Source organism: Klebsiella pasteurii, from assembly GCF_018139045.1.
Lineage (GTDB): Bacteria > Pseudomonadota > Gammaproteobacteria > Enterobacterales > Enterobacteriaceae > Klebsiella > Klebsiella grimontii.
Window position 1 is genome coordinate 1,945,345 of the sequence record NZ_CP073236.1, and the last position, 20,984, is coordinate 1,966,328.

Below are 20,984 nucleotides of genomic sequence, written 5' to 3' on the forward strand. Positions count from 1 at the left end.
CAACAACAGGAGAAGTCACCATGACCATGCGTCAATGCGCTATTTACGGTAAAGGCGGTATCGGTAAATCCACCACCACGCAGAACCTCGTCGCCGCGCTGGCGGAGATGGGTAAGAAAGTGATGATCGTCGGCTGCGATCCGAAGGCGGACTCCACCCGTCTGATCCTGCACGCCAAAGCACAGAACACCATTATGGAGATGGCCGCGGAAGTCGGCTCGGTCGAGGACCTCGAACTCGAAGACGTTCTGCAAATTGGCTACGGCGACGTGCGCTGCGCGGAATCCGGCGGCCCGGAGCCAGGCGTCGGCTGTGCGGGACGCGGCGTGATCACGGCGATCAACTTTCTTGAAGAAGAAGGCGCCTACGAGGACGATCTCGATTTCGTGTTCTATGACGTGCTCGGCGACGTGGTCTGCGGCGGCTTCGCCATGCCGATCCGCGAAAACAAAGCCCAGGAGATCTACATCGTCTGCTCCGGTGAAATGATGGCGATGTACGCCGCCAACAATATCTCCAAAGGGATCGTTAAATACGCCAAATCCGGCAAGGTGCGCCTCGGCGGCCTGATCTGTAACTCCCGTCAGACCGACCGTGAAGACGAACTGATTATTGCCCTGGCGGAAAAGCTCGGTACCCAGATGATCCACTTTGTGCCCCGCGACAACATCGTGCAGCGCGCGGAGATCCGCCGCATGACGGTTATCGAGTACGACCCCGCCTGCAAACAGGCCAACGAATACCGCACCCTGGCGCAGAAGATCGTCAACAACACCATGAAAGTGGTGCCGACGCCCTGCACCATGGATGAGCTGGAGTCGCTGCTGATGGAGTTCGGCATCATGGAAGAGGAAGACACCAGCATCATTGGTAAAACCGCCGCCGAAGAAAACGCGGCCTGAGCACAGGACAATTATGATGACCAACGCAACGGGCGAACGTAATCTGGCGCTCATCCAGGAAGTCCTGGAAGTGTTCCCGGAAACCGCGCGAAAAGAGCGCAGAAAGCACATGATGGTCAGCGATCCGGAAATGGAGAGCGTCGGCAAGTGCATTATCTCTAACCGCAAGTCACAACCCGGCGTGATGACCGTACGCGGCTGCGCCTACGCCGGTTCCAAAGGGGTGGTATTTGGGCCGATCAAGGATATGGCCCACATTTCGCACGGACCGGTCGGCTGCGGCCAGTATTCCCGCGCCGGACGACGCAATTACTACACCGGGGTCAGCGGCGTCGATAGCTTCGGCACGCTGAACTTCACCTCTGATTTTCAGGAGCGCGACATCGTCTTCGGCGGCGATAAAAAACTCAGCAAGCTGATTGAAGAGATGGAGCTGCTGTTCCCGCTCACCAAAGGGATCACCATTCAATCGGAATGTCCTGTGGGGCTGATCGGCGATGATATTAGCGCGGTGGCCAACACCAGCAGCAAAGCGCTGGATAAACCGGTGATCCCGGTACGCTGCGAAGGCTTTCGCGGCGTGTCGCAGTCGCTGGGGCACCATATCGCCAACGACGTGGTGCGCGACTGGATCCTTAACAATCGCGAAGGGCAGCCGTTTGAAACCACCCCTTACGATGTGGCGATTATCGGCGACTACAACATCGGCGGCGACGCCTGGGCCTCACGCATTCTGCTGGAAGAGATGGGGCTACGGGTGGTCGCGCAGTGGTCCGGCGACGGCACGCTGGTGGAGATGGAGAACACCCCATTCGTCAAGCTGAACCTGGTTCACTGCTACCGTTCGATGAACTATATCGCCCGCCATATGGAGGAGAAACATCAGATTCCGTGGATGGAGTACAACTTCTTCGGGCCGACCAAAATCGCCGAATCGCTGCGCAAAATCGCCGACCAGTTCGACGATACCATTCGCGCGAACGCCGAAGCGGTGATCGCCAGATATGAGGGGCAGATGGCGGCGATTATCGCCAAATATCGCCCGCGCCTGGAGGGGCGTAAGGTGCTGCTCTATATGGGCGGCCTGCGACCACGCCACGTCATCGGCGCCTATGAGGATCTCGGCATGGAGATCATCGCCGCCGGGTACGAGTTTGCCCATAACGATGACTACGACCGCACCCTGCCGGATCTCAAAGAGGGCACACTGCTGTTCGATGACGCCAGCAGCTACGAGCTGGAAGCGTTCGTCAAGGCGCTGAAGCCCGACCTTATCGGCTCCGGCATCAAGGAAAAATATATCTTCCAGAAAATGGGCGTGCCGTTCCGCCAGATGCACTCGTGGGACTATTCCGGCCCGTACCACGGCTACGATGGTTTCGCCATTTTCGCCCGCGATATGGATATGACCCTGAACAACCCGGCGTGGAACGAACTGACCGCCCCGTGGCTGAAGTCTGCGTGATTGCCCACTCACTGTCCCGTCTGTTCACCGATTTGTGGCGCGGGAGGAGAACACCATGAGCCAAACGATTGATAAAATTAATAGCTGTTATCCGCTATTCGAACAGGATGAATACCAGGAGCTGTTTCGCAATAAGCGGCAGCTGGAAGAGGCGCACGATGCGCAGCGCGTGCAGGAGGTCTTTGACTGGACCACCACCGCCGAGTATGAAGCGCTGAACTTCCAGCGCGAGGCGCTGACCGTTGACCCGGCAAAAGCCTGCCAGCCGCTTGGCGCGGTGCTTTGCTCGCTGGGATTTGCCAACACCCTGCCGTATGTGCACGGCTCTCAGGGGTGCGTGGCCTACTTTCGCACCTATTTTAACCGCCATTTCAAAGAGCCGATCGCCTGCGTCTCCGACTCGATGACCGAAGACGCGGCAGTCTTCGGCGGCAACAACAATATGAACCTGGGCCTGCAGAACGCCAGCGCGCTGTACAAACCGGAGATCATTGCGGTGTCCACCACCTGCATGGCGGAAGTTATCGGCGATGACCTGCAGGCGTTTATCGCCAACGCCAAAAAAGATGGCTTCGTCGACAGCAGCATCGCCGTGCCCCATGCCCATACGCCAAGCTTTATCGGCAGCCACGTCACCGGTTGGGATAACATGTTTGAAGGCTTCGCCAAAACCTTCACCGCGGACTACCAGGGGCAGCCGGGCAAACTGCCGAAGCTCAATCTGGTGACCGGCTTTGAAACCTATCTCGGCAACTTCCGCGTATTAAAGCGGATGATGGAACAGATGGCGGTACCGTGCAGCCTGCTCTCCGATCCGTCGGAAGTTCTCGACACGCCCGCCGACGGCCACTACCGGATGTATTCCGGCGGCACCACGCAGCAGGAGATGAAAGAAGCCCCTGACGCCATCGATACGCTACTCCTGCAGCCGTGGCAGCTGCTGAAGAGCAAAAAAGTGGTGCAGGAGATGTGGAACCAGCCCGCCACCGAGGTCGCCATTCCGCTGGGACTGGCCGCCACCGATGAACTGCTGATGACCGTCAGCCAGCTTAGCGGAAAGCCAATTGCCGACGCCCTCACCATTGAGCGCGGCAGGCTGGTTGACATGATGCTCGACTCCCACACCTGGCTGCACGGCAAGAAGTTTGGCCTGTACGGCGATCCGGACTTCGTGATGGGCCTCACCCGCTTCCTGCTGGAGCTGGGCTGCGAGCCGACGGTGATCCTGAGCCATAACGCCAACAAACGCTGGCAAAAAGCGATGAAGAAAATGCTCGATGCCTCGCCGTACGGGCGAGATAGCGAAGTGTTTATCAACTGCGATTTGTGGCACTTCCGTTCGCTGATGTTCACCCGTCAGCCGGACTTTATGATCGGCAACTCCTACGGCAAGTTTATCCAGCGCGATACCCTGGCGAAGGGCAAAGCCTTTGAAGTGCCGCTTATCCGCCTCGGCTTTCCGCTGTTCGACCGCCACCATCTGCACCGCCAGACAACCTGGGGTTATGAAGGCGCGATGAACATTGTGACGACGCTGGTGAACGCCGTGCTGGAGAAACTGGATAGCGATACCAGCCAGCTGGGCAAAACCGATTACAGCTTCGATCTCGTCCGTTAACCATCAGGTGCCCCGCGTCATGCGGGGCCAGGAGGGAGTATGCCCATCGTGATTTTCCGTGAGCGCGGCGCGGACCTGTACGCCTATATCGCGAAACAGGATCTGGAAGCGCGAGTGATCCAGATTGAGCATAACGACGCTGAACGCTGGGGCGGCGCGATTTCGCTGGAGGGGGGACGCCGCTACTACGTGCATCCGCAGCCGGGGCGTCCCGTCTTCCCGATAAGCCTGCGCGCGACGCGCAATACCTTGATATAAGGAGCTGGTGATGTCCGACAACGATACCCTATTCTGGCGTATGCTGGCGCTGTTTCAGTCCCTGCCGGACCTACAGCCGGCGCAAATCGTCGACTGGCTGGCGCAGGAGAGCGGCGAGACGCTGACGCCAGCGCGTCTGGCGACCCTGACCCAGCCGCAGCTGGCCGCCAGCTTTCCCTCCGCGACGGCGGTGATGTCCCCCGCTCGCTGGTCGCGGGTGATGGCGAGCCTGCAGGGCGCGCTGCCCGCCCATTTACGCATCGTTCGCCCTGCCCAGCGCACGCCGCAGCTGCTGGCGGCATTTTGCTCTCAGGATGGGCTGGTGATTAACGGCCATTTCGGCCAGGGACGACTGTTTTTTATCTACGCGTTCGATGAGCAAGGCGGCTGGCTGTACGATCTGCGCCGCTACCCCTCCGCGCCCCACCAGCAGGAGGCCAACGAAGTGCGCGCCCGACTTATTGAGGACTGTCAGCTGCTGTTTTGCCAGGAGATCGGCGGGCCCGCCGCCGCGCGGCTGATCCGCCATCGCATCCACCCGATGAAAGCGCAGCCTGGGACGACGATTCAGGCGCAGTGCGAGGCGATCAATACGCTGCTGGCCGGCCGTTTGCCGCCGTGGCTGGCGAAGCGGCTTAACAGGGATAATCCTCTGGAAGAACGCGTTTTTTAATCCCTGTTTTGTGCTTGTTGCCCGCTGACCCCGCGGGCTTTTTTTCGCGTATGGACGCATTCCCCACGTTACGGTCAGGGGAAGATTATTCGCCAAAACAAGACACGCCCCGCCATCCCCTTGTCCGATTGTTGGCTTTGTCGCAAAGCCAACAACCCTTTTTCTTTAAATATCAAGGCACCGCTTATGGAGCGCGAATTGCATCTTCCCCCTCATCCCCCACCGTCAACGAGGTCACTATGAAGGGAAATGAAATTCTGGCGCTGCTGGATGAACCGGCTTGTGAACACAACCATAAACAAAAATCCGGCTGCAGCGCGCCCAAACCCGGCGCCACCGCCGGCGGCTGCGCGTTCGACGGCGCGCAGATAACCCTGCTGCCCATCGCCGACGTGGCGCATCTGGTCCACGGTCCTATCGGCTGCGCCGGAAGCTCATGGGATAACCGCGGCAGCGCCAGCTCCGGCCCCACCCTTAATCGGCTCGGGTTCACCACCGATCTCAACGAACAGGACGTGATTATGGGCCGCGGCGAACGCCGCCTGTTTCACGCCGTGCGCCATATCGTCACCCGCTATCACCCGGCGGCGGTCTTTATCTATAACACCTGCGTACCGGCCATGGAGGGCGATGACCTCGAAGCGGTATGCCAGGCCGCGCAGACCGCCACCGGCGTACCGGTTATCGCCATTGACGCCGCCGGTTTCTACGGCAGTAAAAATCTCGGTAACCGGCTGGCGGGCGACGTCATGGTCAAACGGGTTATCGGCCAGCGCGAGCCCGCGCCCTGGCCGGAGAGCACGCCCTTTGCCCCGGAGCAGCGTCACGATATTGGCCTGATTGGCGAATTCAATATTGCCGGTGAGTTCTGGCATATTCAGCCGCTGCTCGACGAACTGGGGATCCGCGTGCTCGGCAGCCTCTCCGGCGATGGCCGCTTCGCCGAGATCCAGACCATGCACCGGGCGCAGGCCAATATGCTGGTCTGCTCGCGGGCGTTAATCAACGTCGCCCGAGCCCTGGAGCAGCGCTACGGCACGCCGTGGTTCGAAGGCAGCTTTTACGGGATCCGCGCCACCTCTGACGCCCTGCGCCAGCTGGCGGCGCTGCTGGGCGACGACGACCTTCGTCAGCGCACCGAAGCGCTGATTGCGCGGGAGGAACAGGCGGCGGAACTGGCGCTACAGCCGTGGCGCGAACAGCTGCGCGGCCGCAAAGCGCTGCTCTATACCGGCGGGGTGAAATCCTGGTCGGTGGTATCGGCGCTTCAGGATTTGGGCATGACCGTGGTGGCAACCGGCACGCGTAAATCCACCGAAGAGGATAAACAGCGGATCCGCGAGCTGATGGGCGAAGAGGCGGTAATGCTGGAAGAGGGCAACGCCCGCACGCTGCTGGATGTGGTCTATCGCTATCAGGCCGACCTGATGATTGCCGGCGGACGCAATATGTACACCGCCTATAAAGCCAGGCTGCCGTTTCTCGATATCAATCAGGAGCGCGAACACGCCTTCGCTGGCTATCAGGGGATCGTCACCCTCGCCCGCCAGCTGTGTCAGACCATCAATAGCCCCATCTGGCCGCAAACCCATTCTCGCGCCCCGTGGCGCTAAGGAGCTCATCATGGCAGACATTTTCCGCACCGATAAACCGCTGGCGGTCAGCCCTATCAAAACCGGCCAGCCGCTCGGCGCGATCCTCGCGAGCCTTGGGATCGAACACAGCATCCCGCTGGTCCACGGCGCGCAGGGGTGCAGTGCCTTCGCCAAAGTCTTTTTTATTCAACATTTCCACGACCCGGTTCCCCTGCAGTCGACGGCGATGGACCCCACGTCGACGATTATGGGCGCGGACGGCAATATTTTTACCGCCCTGGATACCCTCTGCCAGCGCAACAATCCGCAGGCTATCGTACTGCTCAGCACCGGGCTGTCAGAGGCCCAGGGCAGCGATATTTCCCGCGTGGTTCGCCAGTTTCGCGAAGAGTATCCCCGGCATAAGGGCGTGGCGATATTGACGGTTAACACGCCGGATTTTTATGGCTCCATGGAGAACGGCTTCAGCGCGGTGCTAGAGAGCGTCATTGAGCAGTGGGTGCCGCCGGCGCCGCGACCGGCTCAGCGCAATCGCCGGGTCAATCTGCTGGTCAGCCACCTCTGTTCGCCGGGCGATATCGAGTGGCTGCGCCGATGCGTCGAAGCGTTCAGCCTGCAGCCGGTAATCCTGCCGGACCTGGCGCAGTCGATGGACGGCCACCTGGCGCAGGGCGATTTCTCACCGTTAACCCAGGGCGGGACGCCGCTGCGCCAGATAGAGCAGATGGGGCAAAGCCTGTGTAGCTTCGCCATTGGCGTCTCCCTTCATCGCGCCTCATCGCTGCTGGCCCCGCGCTGCCGCGGCGAGGTTATCGCCCTGCCGCACCTGATGACCCTCGAACGCTGCGACGCCTTTATTCATCAACTGGCGAAAATTTCCGGACGCGCCGTTCCCGAGTGGCTGGAACGCCAGCGCGGACAGCTACAGGATGCGATGATCGACTGCCATATGTGGCTCCAGGGCCAGCGCATGGCGATAGCGGCGGAAGGCGATCTGCTGGCGGCGTGGTGTGACTTCGCCAACAGCCAGGGGATGCAGCCCGGCCCGCTGGTGGCCCCTACCGGTCATCCCAGCCTGCGCCAGCTGCCGGTAGAACGGGTGGTGCCGGGGGATCTGGAGGATCTGCAAACCCTGCTGTGCGCGCATCCCGCCGACCTGCTGGTGGCGAACTCGCACGCCCGCGACCTGGCGGAGCAGTTTGCGCTGCCGCTGGTGCGCGCGGGTTTTCCGCTCTTTGACAAACTCGGCGAATTCCGCCGGGTGCGCCAGGGATATAGCGGAATGCGCGATACGCTGTTTGAGCTGGCAAACCTGATGCGCGAGCGTCACCACCACCTCGCCCACTACCGATCGCCGCTTCGCCAGAACCCCGAATCGTCACTCTCCACAGGAGGCGCTTATGCCGCCGATTAACCGTCAGTTTGATATGGTCCACTCCGATGAGTGGTCTATGAAGGTCGCCTTCGCCAGCTCTGACTATCGTCACGTCGATCAGCACTTCGGCGCCACCCCGCGGCTGGTGGTGTACGGCGTCAAGGCGGACCGGGTCACTCTAATCCGGGTGGTTGATTTCTCGGTCGAGAACGGCCACCAGACGGAGAAGATCGCCAGGCGGATCCACGCTCTGGAGGATTGCGTCACGCTGTTCTGCGTGGCGATTGGCGACGCGGTTTTTCGCCAGCTGTTGCAGGTTGGCGTGCGCGCCGAACGCGTTCCCGCCGACACCACCATCGTCGGCTTACTGCAGGAGATCCAGCTCTACTGGTACGACAAAGGGCAGCGCAAAAATACGCGCCAGCGCGACCCGGAGCGCTTTACCCGTCTGCTGCAGGAACAGGAGTGGCATGGGGATCCGGACCCGCGCCGCTAGCCGTGTCGTTTCTGTGACAAAGCCCACAAAACATCGCGACACTGTCGGACCAACCTTGTCAGGAAAAATACACAACAATTTGAAAAATATTAATTTTATTCTCTGGTATCGCAATTGCTAGTTCGTTATCGCCACCGCGCTTTCGCGGTGAACCGCGCCCCGGCGTTTTCCGTCCTCATCCCTGGAGCTGACAGCATGTGGAATTACTCCGAGAAAGTGAAAGACCATTTTTTTAACCCCCGCAACGCGCGCGTGGTGGACAACGCCAACGCGGTAGGCGACGTCGGTTCGTTAAGCTGCGGCGACGCGCTGCGCCTGATGCTGCGCGTCGACCCGCAAAGCGAAATCATTGAGGAGGCGGGCTTCCAGACCTTCGGCTGCGGCAGCGCCATCGCCTCCTCCTCCGCGCTGACGGAGCTGATTATCGGCCATACCCTCGCCGAAGCCGGGCAGATAACCAATCAGCAGATTGCCGATTATCTCGACGGACTGCCGCCGGAGAAAATGCACTGCTCGGTGATGGGCCAGGAGGCCCTGCGCGCGGCCATCGCCAACTTCCGCGGCGAAAGCCTTGAGGAGGAGCACGACGAAGGCAAGCTGATCTGCAAATGCTTCGGCGTCGATGAAGGGCATATTCGCCGCGCAGTACAGAACAACGGGCTGACCACCCTTGCCGAGGTGATCAACTACACCAAAGCGGGCGGCGGCTGCACCTCTTGCCACGAAAAAATTGAGCTGGCGCTGGCGGAGATCCTCGCCCAGCAGCCGCAGACGACGCCAGCCGTGGCCAGCGGCAAAGATCCGCACTGGCAGAGCGTCGTCGATACCATCGCCGAACTGCGCCCGCATATTCAGGCCGACGGCGGCGACATGGCGCTACTCAGCGTCGCCAACCACCAGGTGACCGTCAGCCTCTCCGGCAGCTGTAGCGGCTGCATGATGACCGATATGACCCTGGCCTGGCTGCAGCAAAAACTGATGGAACGTACCGGCTGTTATATGGAAGTGGTAGCGGCCTGAGCCGCGGTTAACTGACCCAAGGGGGACAAGATGAAACAGGTTTATCTCGATAACAACGCCACCACCCGTCTGGACCCGATGGTCCTGGAAGCGATGATGCCCTTTTTGACCGATTTTTACGGCAACCCCTCGTCGATACACGATTTTGGCATTCCGGCCCAGGCGGCCCTGGAACGCGCGCATCAGCAGGCTGCGGCGCTGCTGGGCGCGGAGTATCCCAGCGAGATCATCTTTACCTCCTGCGCCACCGAAGCCACCGCCACCGCCATCGCCTCGGCGATCGCCCTGCTGCCTGAGCGTCGCGAAATCATCACCAGCGCGGTCGAACATCCGGCGACGCTGGCGGCCTGCGAGCACCTGGAGCGCCAGGGCTATCGGATTCATCGCATCGCGGTGGATAGCGAGGGGGCGCTGGACATGGCGCAGTTCCGCGCGGCGCTCAGCCCGCGCGTGGCGCTCGTCAGCGTGATGTGGGCGAATAACGAAACCGGGGTGCTTTTCCCGATCGGCGAAATGGCGGAGCTGGCCCATGAACAAGGGGCGCTGTTTCACTGCGATGCGGTGCAGGTGGTCGGGAAAATACCGATCGCCGTGGGCAAGACCCGCATCGATATGCTCTCCTGCTCGGCGCATAAGTTCCACGGACCAAAAGGCGTAGGCTGTCTTTATCTGCGGCGGGGAACGCGCTTTCGCCCACTGCTGCGCGGCGGTCACCAGGAGTACGGCCGGCGAGCCGGAACGGAAAATATCTGCGGAATCGTCGGCATGGGCGCGGCCTGCGAGCTGGCGAATATCCATCTGCCGGGAATGACGCATATCGGCCAATTGCGCGACAGGCTGGAGCATCGCCTGCTGACCAGCGTACCGTCGGTCATGGTGATGGGCGGCGGCCAGCCGCGGGTGCCCGGCACGGTGAATCTGGCCTTTGAGTTTATTGAAGGTGAAGCCATTCTGCTGCTGTTAAACCAGGCCGGGATCGCCGCCTCCAGCGGCAGCGCCTGCACCTCAGGCTCGCTGGAACCCTCCCACGTGATGCGGGCGATGAATATTCCCTATACCGCCGCCCACGGCACCATCCGCTTTTCTCTCTCGCGCTACACCCGGGAGAAAGAGATCGATTACGTCGTCGCCACGCTGCCGCCGATTATCGACCGGCTGCGCGCGCTGTCGCCCTACTGGCAGAACGGTAAGCCGCGCCCGGCGGACGCCGTATTCGCGCCGGTTTACGGCTAAGGCGGAGGTGGCTGATGGAACGCGTGCTGATTAACGATACCACCCTGCGCGACGGCGAGCAGAGCCCCGGCGTCGCCTTTCGCACCAGCGAAAAGGTCGCCATTGCCGAGGCGCTTTACGCCGCAGGAATAACGGCGATGGAGGTCGGCACCCCGGCGATGGGCGACGAGGAGATCGCGCGGATCCAGCTGGTGCGTCGCCAGTTGCCCGACGCAACCCTGATGACCTGGTGTCGGATGAACGCGCTGGAAATCCGCCAGAGCGCCGATCTGGGCATCGACTGGGTGGATATCTCGATTCCGGCTTCGGATAAGCTGCGGCAGTACAAACTGCGCGAGCCGCTGGCGGTGCTGCTGGAGCGGCTGGCGATGTTTATCCATCTTGCGCATAGCCTCGGCCTGAAGGTATGCATCGGCTGCGAGGACGCCTCGCGGGCCAGCGGCCAGACCCTGCGCGCTATCGCCGGGGTCGCGCAGCAATGCGCCGCCGCCCGCCTGCGCTATGCCGATACGGTCGGCCTGCTCGACCCTTTTACCACCGCGGCGCAAATCTCGGCCCTGCGCGAAGTCTGGTCCGGCGAGATCGAAATGCATGCCCATAACGATCTGGGCATGGCGACCGCCAATACGCTGGCGGCGGTAAGCGCCGGGGCCACCAGCGTGAATACGACGGTGCTCGGTCTCGGCGAGCGGGCGGGCAACGCGGCGCTGGAAACCGTCGCGCTGGGCCTTGAACGCTGTCTGGGCGTGGAGACCGGCGTGCATTTTTCGGCGCTGCCCGCGCTTTGTCAGAGGGTCGCGGAAGCCGCCCAGCGCGCCATCGACCCGCAGCAGCCGCTGGTCGGCGAGCTGGTGTTTACCCATGAGTCAGGTGTCCACGTGGCGGCGCTGCTGCGCGACAGCGAGAGCTACCAGTCCATCGCCCCTTCCCTGATGGGCCGCAGCTACCGGCTGGTGCTGGGCAAACACTCAGGGCGTCAGGCGGTCAACGGCGTTTTTGACCAGATGGGCTATCACCTCAACGCCGCGCAGATTAACCAGCTGCTGCCCGCCATCCGCCGCTTCGCCGAGAACTGGAAGCGCAACCCGAAAGATTACGAGCTGGTGGCTATCTACGATGAGCTGTGCGGTGAATCCGCCCTGCGGGCGAGGGGGTAATGATGGAGTGGTTTTATCAAATTCCCGGCGTGGACGAACTTCGCTCCGCCGAATCTTTTTTTCAGTTTTTCGCCGTCCCCTATCAGCCCGAGTTGCTTGGCCGCTGCAGCCTGCCGGTGCTGGCAACGTTTCATCGCAAACTCCGCGCGGAGGTGCCGCTGCAAAACCGGCTCGAGGATAACGACCGCGCGCCCTGGCTACTGGCGCGAAGACTGCTCGCGGAGAGCTATCAGCAACAGTTTCAGGAGAGCGGAACATGAGACCAAAATTCACCTTTAGCGAAGAGGTCCGCGTCGTACGCGCGATTCGTAACGACGGCACCGTGGCGGGCTTCGCGCCCGGCGCGCTGCTGGTCAGGCGCGGCAGCACCGGCTTTGTCCGCGACTGGGGCGTTTTTTTGCAGGATCAGATTATCTACCAGATCCACTTTCCGGAAACCGATCGGATCATCGGCTGCCGCGAACAGGAGCTGATCCCCATCACCCAGCCGTGGCTGGCAGGAAACTTGCAATACGGGGATAGCGTGACCTGCCAGATGGCGCTCGCGGTCAACGGTGATGTGGTCGTGAGCGCCGGCCAGCGGGGACGCATTGAGGCTACCGATCGGGGAGAGCTCGGCGATAGCTACACCGTCGATTTTAGCGGCCGCTGGTTCAGAGTCCCGGCGCAGGCCATCGCCCTTGCAGAGGAGAGAGAAGAATGAACCCATGGCAACGTTTTGCCCGGCAGCGGCTGGCGCGCAGCCGCTGGAATCGCGATCCGGCGGCCCTGGATCCGGCCGATACGCCGGCTTTTGAACAGGCCTGGCAACGCCAGTGCCATATGGAGCAAGCGATCGTCGCGCGGGTCCCTGAAGGCGATGTTCCGGAGGCGTTGCTGGAGAATATCGCCGCCTCCCTTACCATCTGGCTCGACGAGGGGGATTTTACTCAGCCCGAACGCGCTGCCATCGTGCGCCATCACGCCCGGCTGGAACTCGCCTTCGCCGATATTGCCCGCCAGGCGCCGCAGCCGGATCTCTCCACGGTACAGGCGTGGTATCTGCGCCACCAGACGCAGTTTATGCGCCCGGAACAGCGTCTGACCCGCCACCTGCTGCTGACGGTCGATGGCGACCGCGAAGCCGTGCACCAGCGGATCCTCGGTCTGTACCGGCAAATCAACGCCTCGCGGGACGCTTTCGCTCCGCTGGCCCACCGCCATTCCCACTGCCCAAGCGCCCTGGAAGAGGGGCGTTTAGGCTGGATTAGCCGCGGCCTGCTCTATCCGCAGCTCGAGACCGCGCTGTTTTCACTGGCGGAAAACGCGCTAAGCCTTCCCATCGCCAGCGAGCTGGGGTGGCATCTTTTATGGTGCGAAGCGATTCGCCCCGCCGCGCCCATGGAGCCGCAGCAGGCGCTGGAGAGCGCGCGCGATTATCTTTGGCAGCAGAGCCAGCAGCGCCATCAGCGCCAGTGGCTGGAACAGATGATCTCCCGTCAGCCGGGACTGTGCGGGTAGCCTCAGCGGCTACCCGTTAACGCCTACAGCACGGTGCGTTTAATCTCCTCAAGCCAGTTCGCCAGACGCGCTTCGGTCTGGTCGAACTGGTTATCCTGATCCAGCACCAGCCCAACAAAGCGGTCGCCTTCCAGCGCCGAGGACGCGCTGAATTCATAACCCTCATTTGGCCAGCTGCCAATCATCTGCGCGCCGCGCGCGCTCAGGGCATCGAACAGCGGGCGCATCCCGCTGACGAAGTTGTCCGGATAGCCTCTCTGATCGCCGAGGCCGAACAGCGCCACGGTTTTTCCTTTCAGGCTGGCGTCGTCGAGGCCGCTGATAAATTCGCTCCATGATTCGCTTTCGCATCCGGCCTCCAGCCCCGGCAGCTGGCCGTCGCCGAGCGTCGGCGTGCCCAGCAGCAGCACCGGATAGGCCATAAAGTCGTCCAGCGTCGTGCGGTTAATGTTGACCGGGGCATCCGCCAGCTCGCCCAGCTGCTTGTGGATCATTTTCGCGATTTTGCGGGTTTTACCGGTATCGGTGCCAAAGAAAATACCAATGTTCGCCATGTTGCGCTCCTGTCAGAAAAGGGGGTTGAAAACACGCGTTCTCACAGGGGTATTGCGAAGGCTGTGCCAGGTTTCTTTGCACTACCGCGGCCCATCCTTGCCCCAAAACGATCGCTTTAGCCCCCTCCCGCCGCACGCAGCGGGGCTGGCGGGGCGCTTGAAATGCAAAAAGCGCCTGCTTTTCCCCTACCGGATCAATGTTTCTGCTTATTACGCCGATAAGGGCGCACGGTTTGCATGGTTATCACCGTTCGGAAAACACCGCGGCGTCCCTGTCACGGTGTCGGACAAATTGTCATAACTGCGACACAGGAGTTTGCGATGACCCTGAATATGATGCTCGATAACGCCGTACCCGAGGCGATTGCCGGTGCGCTGACTCAACAACATCCGGGGCTGTTTTTTACAATGGTCGAACAGGCTTCGGTAGCGATTTCCCTCACCGATGCCCGGGCGAATATCATCTACGCCAACCCGGCGTTTTGCCGCCAGACTGGATACTCGCTGGCGCAATTGCTCAATCAAAATCCGCGTCTGCTGGCCAGCAGCCAGACGCCGCGCGAGATCTACCAGGAGATGTGGCAAACCCTGCTCCAGCGCCAGCCGTGGCGCGGTCAGCTGATTAATCAGCGCCGTGACGGCGGCCTGTATCTGGTGGATATCGATATCACGCCGGTGCTGAATCCGCAGGGCGAGCTGGAGCATTATCTGGCGATGCAGCGGGATATCAGCGTCAGCTATACCCTGGAACAGCGGCTGCGCAATCATATGACGCTAATGGAAGCGGTGCTCAATAACATCCCCGCCGCCGTGGTCGTGGTGGATGAGCAGGATCGGGTGGTGATGGATAATCTCGCCTACAAAACGTTCTGCGCGGACTGCGGTGGGAAAGAGCTGCTGGTCGAGCTCCAGGTTTCACCGCGCAAAATGGGGCCCGGCGCGGAGCAAATCCTGCCGGTGGTGGTTCGCGGCGCGGTCCGCTGGCTGTCGGTGACCTGCTGGGCGCTGCCCGGCGTGAGTGAAGAAGCCAGCCGCTACTTCGTCGACAGCGCCCCGGCGCGCACGCTGGTGGTGATCGCCGACTGCACCCAGCAGCGCCAGCAGCAGGAACAGGGCCGGCTCGACCGTCTGAAACAGCAGATGACCGCCGGTAAGCTGTTGGCCGCGATTCGCGAGTCGCTGGACGCGGCGCTGATTCAGCTTAATTGCCCAATCAACATGCTGGCGGCGGCCCGCCGGCTGAACGGCGAAGACAGCGGCAACGTGGCGCTGGATGCGGCGTGGCGCGAAGGTGAAGAGGCCATGGCGCGCCTGCAGCGCTGCCGTCCTTCGCTTGAGCTGGAAAGCAATGCCGTCTGGCCGCTTCAGCCCTTTTTTGACGACCTGTACGCCCTTTACCGCACCCGCTTTGACGATCGCGCGCGGCTGCAGGTGGACATGGCATCGCCGCATCTGGTCGGCTTCGGCCAGCGTACCCAACTGCTGGCCTGCTTGAGTTTATGGCTCGACCGGACGCTGGCCCTCGCCGCCGAGCTGCCCTCCGTACCGCTGGAGATCGAACTTTACGCCGAAGAGGACGAGGGTTGGCTCTCTTTTTATCTCAACGACAATGTCCCGCTGCTGCAGGTGCGCTACGCCCACTCCCCGGATGCCTTAAACTCTCCCGGCAAAGGGATGGAGCTGCGGCTGATCCAAACGCTGGTCGCCTACCACAGCGGCGCGATTGAACTGGCTTCGCGACCCCAGGGAGGCACCAGCCTGGTTCTGCGTTTCCCGCTGTTTAATACCCTGACCGGAGGTGAGCAATGATCCATAAATCCGATTCGGACACCACCGTCAGACGTTTCGATCTCTCCCAGCAGTTTACCGCCATGCAGCGGATAAGCGTGGTGCTGAGCCGCGCCACCGAAGCGAGCAAAACCCTGCAGGAGGTCCTGAGCGTGCTACATAACGATGCGTTTATGCAGCACGGGATGATTTGCCTGTACGACAGCCAGCAGGAGATCCTGAGCATCGAAGCGCTGCAGCAAACGGAAAACCAGACGCTGCCCGGCAGTACGCAAATTCGCTACCGGCCGGGGGAAGGATTAGTCGGTACCGTACTGGCGCAGGGCCAGTCGCTGGTGCTGCCACGCGTCGCCGACGACCAGCGTTTTCTCGATCGGCTGAGCCTGTACGACTATGATCTGCCGTTTATCGCCGTTCCGCTGATGGGCCCCCACTCCCGGCCCATCGGCGTACTGGCGGCGCAGCCGATGGCGCGTCAGGAAGAGCGGCTGCCCGCCTGCACGCGCTTTCTCGAAACCGTCGCCAATCTGATCGCCCAGACGATTCGCCTGATGATCCTGCCGACCTCCGCCGCGCAGCCGCCGCAGCAGAGCCCCAGAGTAGAGCGCCCGCGGGCGTGTACCTCTTCGCGCGGTTTCGGCCTGGAGAATATGGTCGGTAAAAGCCCAGCGATGCGGCAAATTATGGATATTATTCGTCAGGTTTCCCGCTGGGATACCACGGTGCTGGTACGCGGCGAGAGCGGCACCGGGAAAGAGCTCATCGCCAACGCCATCCACCATAATTCTCCGCGCGCCGCCGCCGCGTTCGTCAAATTTAACTGCGCGGCGCTGCCGGACAACCTGCTGGAGAGCGAGCTGTTTGGTCATGAGAAAGGCGCATTTACCGGCGCGGTGCGCCAGCGCAAAGGCCGCTTTGAGCTGGCGGACGGCGGCACCTTATTCCTCGATGAGATCGGCGAAAGCAGCGCCTCGTTTCAGGCTAAGCTGCTGCGTATTCTGCAAGAGGGGGAGATGGAGCGCGTCGGCGGCGACGAAACCCTGCGCGTCAACGTGCGCATTATTGCGGCGACCAACCGCCATCTGGAAGAGGAAGTGCGGCTGGGTCATTTTCGCGAGGATCTATACTACCGCCTGAACGTAATGCCTATCGCGCTGCCGCCGCTGCGCGAACGCCAGGAGGATATCGCCGAGCTGGCGCACTTTCTGGTGCGAAAAATCGCCCACAGCCAGGGGCGAACGCTGCGCATCAGCGATGGGGCGATTCGCCTGCTGATGGAGTACAGCTGGCCGGGGAACGTGCGCGAACTGGAAAACTGTCTCGAACGTTCGGCGGTGCTGTCGGAAAGCGGCCTGATAGACCGGGACGTGATTCTGTTCAACCATCGCGATAACCCGCCGAAAGCGCTCGCCAGCAGCGGTCCGGCGGAGGACGGCTGGCTTGATAACAGCCTCGACGAGCGCCAGCGGCTGATTGCCGCCCTGGAAAAAGCGGGCTGGGTGCAGGCCAAAGCGGCGCGGCTGCTCGGCATGACCCCGCGCCAGGTGGCGTATCGCATTCAGATTATGGATATCACCATGCCGCGACTGTGAAGCCTTATGTGAGTTTCAGGACATTGTCGCCAGCGCGGCGGAATTGCGACAATTCAGGGACGCGGGTTGCCGGTTAAAGAGTCTATTTTTCATGCGGTTGCGAAATTGACCTCTGGTACAGCATTTGCAGCAGGAAGGTATCGCCCAACCACGAAGGTACGACCATGACTTCCTGCTCCTCTTTTTCTGGCGGCAAAGCCTGCCGCCCGGCAGATGACAGCGCATTGACGCCGCTTGTGGCCGATAAAGCTGCCGCGCACCCCTGCTACTCTCGCAATGGGCATCACCGTTTCGCGCGGATGCACCTGCCCGTCGCGCCCGCCTGCAATTTGCAGTGCAACTACTGTAACCGCAAATTCGATTGCAGCAACGAGTCCCGCCCCGGGGTATCGTCAACGCTGCTGACGCCTGAACAGGCGGTCGTGAAAGTGCGTCAGGTCGCGCAGGCGATCCCGCAGCTTTCGGTGGTGGGCATCGCCGGGCCCGGCGATCCGCTCGCCAATATCGCCCGCACCTTTCGTACCCTGGAGATGATCCGCGAACAGCTGCCGGACCTGAAATTATGCCTGTCGACCAACGGACTGATGCTGCCTGACGCGGTGGACCGCCTGCTGGATGTCGGCGTTGACCACGTCACGGTCACCATTAACACCCTCGACGCGGAGATTGCCGCGCAAATCTACGCCTGGCTATGGCTGGACGGCGAACGGTACAGCGGGCGCGAAGCGGGAGAGATCCTGATTGCCCGTCAGCTTGAGGGCGTACGCAGGCTGACCGCCAAAGGCGTGCTGGTGAAAATAAATTCAGTGCTGATCCCCGGCATCAACGATAGCGGCATGGCCGACGTGAGCCGCGCGCTGCGGGCCAGCGGCGCGTTTATCCATAATATTATGCCGCTGATCGCCAGGCCGGAGCACGGCACGGTATTTGGCCTCAACGGCCAGCCGGAGCCGGACGCCGAGATGCTCGCCGCCACCCGCAGCCGGTGCGGCGAAGTGATGCCGCAGATGACCCACTGCCACCAGTGTCGCGCCGACGCCATCGGGATGCTCGGCGAAGACCGCAGCCAGCAGTTTACCCAGTTGCCGGCGCCAGAGAGCCTCCCGGCCTGGCTGCCAATCCTCCACCAGCGCGCGCAGCTGCACGCCAGCATTGCGACCCGCGGCGAATCTGAAGCCGATGACGCCTGCCTGGTCGCCGTGGCGTCAAGCCGCGGGGACGTCATTGATTGTCACTTTGGCCACGCCGACCGGTTCTACATTTACAGCCTCTCGGCCGCCGGCATGGTGCTGGTCAACGAGCGCTTTACGCCCAAATATTGTCAGGGGCGCGATGACTGCGAGCCGCAGGATAACACAGCCCGGTTTGCGGCGATCCTCGAACTGCTGGCGGACGTTAAAGCCGTATTCTGCGTACGTATCGGCCATACGCCGTGGCAACAGCTGGAACAGGAAGGCATTGAACCGTGCATTGACGGCGCGTGGCGGCCGGTCTCCGAAGTGCTGCCCGCGTGGTGGCAACAGCGTCGGGGGAGCTGGCCTGCCGCGTTACCGCATAAGGGGGTCGCCTGATGCCGCCGCTCGACTGGTTGAGGCGCTTATGGCTGCTGTATCACGCGGGTCAAGGCAGCTTTCCTCTGCGCATGGGTCTTAGCCCGCGCGACTGGCAGGCGCTGCGCCGGCGGTTGGGCGAGGCTGAAACGCCGCTCGACGGCGAGACGCTCACCCGCCGCCGCCTGATGGCGGAGCTCAACGCCACCCGCGAAGAGGAGCGCCAGCAGTTGGGCGCGTGGCTGGCGGGCTGGATGCAGCAGGATGCCGGGCCGATGGCGCAGATTATCGCCGAGGTTTCGCTGGCGTTTAACCATCTCTGGCAGGATCTTGGTCTGGCGTCGCGCGCCGAATTACGCCTGCTGATGAGCGACTGCTTTCCGCAGCTGGTGGTGATGAACGAACACAATATGCGCTGGAAAAAGTTCTTTTATCGTCAGCGCTGTTTGCTGCAGCAGGGAGAAGTTATCTGCCGTTCGCCAAGTTGCGACGAGTGCTGGGAACGCAGCGCCTGTTTTGAGTAGCCGTTTCCCGAAGGGAGACTGCAAACAAAAAAGCCGGAGGTTTCCCTCCGGCTTTTCACATCATCAAACGTGATTACGCGACGTCTTCGTACTGCGGTACCGGGTTGCGGAAGCTTTTGGTCACGCAGGCCAGGTAGACCAGACCAATACCGCCCCAGATCAGGCCGAGAACCATGGAGCTCTCTTCGAGGTTGATCCACAGTGCGCCGACGGTCAGCGCGCCGCACACCGGCAGAATCAGATAGTTGAAGTGGTCTTTCAGCGTTTTGTTGCGCTTTTCACGGATCCAGAACTGGGAGATCACCGACAGGTTAACGAAGGTGAACGCCACCAGCGCGCCGAAGTTAATCAACGCTGTCGCCGTGACGAGGTCGAATTTAATCGCCAGCAGCGCAATCGCGCCAACCAGCAGCACGTTCCACGCCGGAGTACGCCATTTCGGATGCACGTAGCCGAAGAAACGCGTCGGGAACACGCCGTCGCGGCCCATCACGTACATCAGACGGGAAACGCCCGCATGCGCGGCCATGCCGGATGCCAGCACGGTAACGCTGGAGAAAATCAGCACGCCCCACTGGAAGGTTTTGCCCGCTACGTACAGCATGATTTCAGGCTGCGAAGCGTCCGGATCTTTAAAGCGCGAGATGTCCGGGAAGTACAGTTGCAGGAAGTAGGAAGCGCCGATAAAGATCAGGCCGCCAATCAGCGCGGTCAGGAAGATAGCCTTCGGGATCACGCGCTCCGCGTCTTTGGTCTCTTCAGACAGCGAAGAGATGCCGTCGAAGCCGAGGAACGAGAAGCACAGGATGGTCGCGCCGGTAATCATCGGCACCACGTGCGCGCCTTCAGACCAGAACGGACGGGTGCTGGTCAGCGTGCCCGCGCCTTCGCCGTGCATAACGCCGTAGATAATCAGGCCAACAATCACCGCCACGATGCCCATCTGCAGGATAACGATCAGGGTATTGAAGTTCGCCACGGTCTTGATGCTGCGCAGGTTGGAGATGGTCATAAAGGCCACCAGCGCGACAACGAAGATCCACGAAGGAATAGAAGGCACCAGCGCTTCAAAGTAAATTTTGGCCAGCAGAATGTTGATCATCGGCATGAACAGGTAGTCCAGCAGCGATGACCAGCCCACCATAAAGCCAACGGCCGGGCTAATGGATTTCTGCGCGTAGGTATAAGCGGAACCCGCCGACGGGAAACGGCGAACCAGTTTACCGTAGCTCAGCGCCGTGAAAAGAATGGCGATCAGCGCGAAGGCGTAAGCCGTCGCAACGTGACCATCAGTCAATCCAGAGACGATACCAAACGTATCGAACAGCGTCATCGGCTGCATATAGGCCAGGCCCATCATGACAACCGGAATTAACGTAAGCGTTTTACGTAATTCCACGCGAGAGGTTTTTGGAGTAGCGTTATGCGACATAGTTATCCCCTTTTACGGTGAACGCCAGCGCGTAAGCAAAAAATTGCCCCATTTCTTTGTATTCCTCAGCGACAACCACTGTCGGTTTTTAGTAAATATCTATCCGGTACGAAGCCCGGCCTCTTGGTATTGAATGATGTGTCTTTCAACCAAAAAAATAACCGACACTTTAAAAAAGCGTCGGCCAGTTTCTGATTTTCAGGACGCGTATTTTGCAACAACTGCTGGCCCGATGACAAGATGTTACAAGGC

At 61.2% G+C, this 20,984-nt stretch carries 21 protein-coding genes; 18 read left to right on the forward strand and 3 right to left on the reverse strand.

Annotated features, from left to right (window positions below; genetic code table 11):
* Positions 1 to 20 precede the first annotated feature (20 nt).
* From nifH to nifM, 14 genes are all read left to right on the forward strand, one after another.
* Positions 21 to 902 carry a nitrogenase iron protein gene (gene nifH / locus KCG39_RS09160; RefSeq protein WP_004122384.1) on the forward strand — a complete coding sequence of 294 codons (882 nt, stop codon included), beginning with the start codon at positions 21 to 23 and terminating at the stop codon, positions 900 to 902.
* Positions 903 to 918: 16 nt separating this feature from the next.
* Entirely contained in the window at positions 919 to 2,367 is a 1,449-nt protein-coding gene (gene nifD / locus KCG39_RS09165) for a nitrogenase molybdenum-iron protein alpha chain (RefSeq protein ID WP_032741895.1), read from the forward strand.
* A gap of 55 nt (positions 2,368 to 2,422) precedes the next feature.
* Positions 2,423 to 3,985, forward strand: coding sequence for a nitrogenase molybdenum-iron protein subunit beta (nifK, locus tag KCG39_RS09170; protein ID WP_004122390.1), 1,563 nt, complete (start codon positions 2,423 to 2,425; stop codon positions 3,983 to 3,985).
* A gap of 39 nt (positions 3,986 to 4,024) precedes the next feature.
* Positions 4,025 to 4,243, forward strand: a complete 219-nt coding sequence (nifT, locus tag KCG39_RS09175) for a putative nitrogen fixation protein NifT (protein WP_004122392.1) — start codon at positions 4,025 to 4,027, stop codon at positions 4,241 to 4,243.
* Positions 4,244 to 4,253: 10 nt separating this feature from the next.
* Positions 4,254 to 4,916 carry a NifB/NifX family molybdenum-iron cluster-binding protein gene (locus KCG39_RS09180; RefSeq protein WP_112167183.1) on the forward strand — a complete coding sequence of 221 codons (663 nt, stop codon included), beginning with the start codon at positions 4,254 to 4,256 and terminating at the stop codon, positions 4,914 to 4,916.
* Positions 4,917 to 5,155: 239 nt separating this feature from the next.
* Positions 5,156 to 6,529: a nitrogenase iron-molybdenum cofactor biosynthesis protein NifE gene (gene nifE / locus KCG39_RS09185; protein ID WP_049114606.1), complete on the forward strand. Its 1,374-nt coding sequence runs from the start codon at positions 5,156 to 5,158 to the stop codon at positions 6,527 to 6,529.
* Positions 6,530 to 6,539: 10 nt separating this feature from the next.
* On the forward strand, positions 6,540 to 7,925 hold the full coding sequence (gene nifN, locus KCG39_RS09190) for a nitrogenase iron-molybdenum cofactor biosynthesis protein NifN (RefSeq protein ID WP_004122397.1): 1,386 nt from the start codon (positions 6,540 to 6,542) through the stop codon (positions 7,923 to 7,925).
* Positions 7,912 to 8,382, forward strand: a complete 471-nt coding sequence (locus KCG39_RS09195; RefSeq protein ID WP_004122400.1) for a NifB/NifX family molybdenum-iron cluster-binding protein — start codon at positions 7,912 to 7,914, stop codon at positions 8,380 to 8,382. The genes nifN and KCG39_RS09195 overlap by 14 nt, the downstream gene beginning before the upstream one ends.
* Positions 8,383 to 8,577: 195 nt before the next feature.
* Positions 8,578 to 9,402, forward strand: coding sequence for a Fe-S cluster assembly protein NifU (gene nifU, locus KCG39_RS09200; RefSeq protein ID WP_004122401.1), 825 nt, complete (start codon positions 8,578 to 8,580; stop codon positions 9,400 to 9,402).
* A gap of 30 nt (positions 9,403 to 9,432) precedes the next feature.
* On the forward strand, positions 9,433 to 10,635 hold the full coding sequence (gene nifS / locus KCG39_RS09205) for a cysteine desulfurase NifS (RefSeq protein ID WP_142468552.1): 1,203 nt from the start codon (positions 9,433 to 9,435) through the stop codon (positions 10,633 to 10,635).
* Between the two features lie 14 nt (positions 10,636 to 10,649).
* Positions 10,650 to 11,792 carry a homocitrate synthase gene (gene nifV / locus KCG39_RS09210; RefSeq protein WP_139529788.1) on the forward strand — a complete coding sequence of 381 codons (1,143 nt, stop codon included), beginning with the start codon at positions 10,650 to 10,652 and terminating at the stop codon, positions 11,790 to 11,792.
* A complete protein-coding gene (locus KCG39_RS09215) occupies positions 11,792 to 12,052 on the forward strand; it encodes a nitrogenase-stabilizing/protective protein NifW (RefSeq protein ID WP_004122407.1) in 261 nt (86 codons plus the stop codon). The genes nifV and KCG39_RS09215 overlap by 1 nt, the downstream gene beginning before the upstream one ends.
* The gene (locus KCG39_RS09220) at positions 12,049 to 12,495 is read left to right on the forward strand and encodes a nitrogen fixation protein NifZ (RefSeq protein ID WP_087828818.1); all 447 of its coding nucleotides are present in this window, start codon (positions 12,049 to 12,051) and stop codon (positions 12,493 to 12,495) included. Before KCG39_RS09215 ends, KCG39_RS09220 begins: the two co-directional genes overlap by 4 nt.
* Positions 12,492 to 13,292 carry a nitrogen fixation protein NifM gene (nifM, locus tag KCG39_RS09225; RefSeq protein WP_004122413.1) on the forward strand — a complete coding sequence of 267 codons (801 nt, stop codon included), beginning with the start codon at positions 12,492 to 12,494 and terminating at the stop codon, positions 13,290 to 13,292. The genes KCG39_RS09220 and nifM overlap by 4 nt, the downstream gene beginning before the upstream one ends.
* Before the next feature lie 23 nt (positions 13,293 to 13,315).
* Here the strand turns inward: nifM and KCG39_RS09230 are convergent, their stop codons facing one another.
* The gene (locus KCG39_RS09230) at positions 13,316 to 13,846 is read right to left on the reverse strand and encodes a flavodoxin (protein ID WP_004122417.1); all 531 of its coding nucleotides are present in this window, start codon (positions 13,844 to 13,846) and stop codon (positions 13,316 to 13,318) included.
* A 321-nt stretch (positions 13,847 to 14,167) separates the two neighbouring features.
* Here KCG39_RS09230 and nifL point away from each other — a divergent pair, with 321 nt between their 5' ends.
* The 4 genes from nifL (at position 14,168) to KCG39_RS09250 (ending at position 19,300) form a co-directional block, all read left to right on the forward strand.
* Complete coding sequence (gene nifL, locus KCG39_RS09235) at positions 14,168 to 15,655, forward strand: nitrogen fixation negative regulator NifL (protein ID WP_112167175.1); 1,488 nt, start codon at positions 14,168 to 14,170, stop codon at positions 15,653 to 15,655.
* The gene (gene nifA / locus KCG39_RS09240; protein ID WP_004122422.1) at positions 15,652 to 17,226 is read left to right on the forward strand and encodes a nif-specific transcriptional activator NifA; all 1,575 of its coding nucleotides are present in this window, start codon (positions 15,652 to 15,654) and stop codon (positions 17,224 to 17,226) included. The genes nifL and nifA overlap by 4 nt, the downstream gene beginning before the upstream one ends.
* Before the next feature lie 164 nt (positions 17,227 to 17,390).
* The gene (gene nifB, locus KCG39_RS09245) at positions 17,391 to 18,797 is read left to right on the forward strand and encodes a nitrogenase cofactor biosynthesis protein NifB (protein ID WP_142468551.1); all 1,407 of its coding nucleotides are present in this window, start codon (positions 17,391 to 17,393) and stop codon (positions 18,795 to 18,797) included.
* The gene (locus KCG39_RS09250; protein WP_004122425.1) at positions 18,797 to 19,300 is read left to right on the forward strand and encodes a nitrogen fixation protein NifQ; all 504 of its coding nucleotides are present in this window, start codon (positions 18,797 to 18,799) and stop codon (positions 19,298 to 19,300) included. Before nifB ends, KCG39_RS09250 begins: the two co-directional genes overlap by 1 nt.
* Before the next feature lie 73 nt (positions 19,301 to 19,373).
* Here KCG39_RS09250 and KCG39_RS09255 read toward each other — a convergent pair whose 3' ends face one another.
* Positions 19,374 to 20,732, reverse strand: coding sequence for an APC family permease (locus KCG39_RS09255; protein ID WP_004122426.1), 1,359 nt, complete (start codon positions 20,730 to 20,732; stop codon positions 19,374 to 19,376).
* Entirely contained in the window at positions 20,722 to 20,784 is a 63-nt protein-coding gene (yoeI, locus tag KCG39_RS28075; protein ID WP_096335043.1) for a membrane protein YoeI, read from the reverse strand. Before yoeI ends, KCG39_RS09255 begins: the two co-directional genes overlap by 11 nt.
* Positions 20,785 to 20,984: the final 200 nt, after the last annotated feature.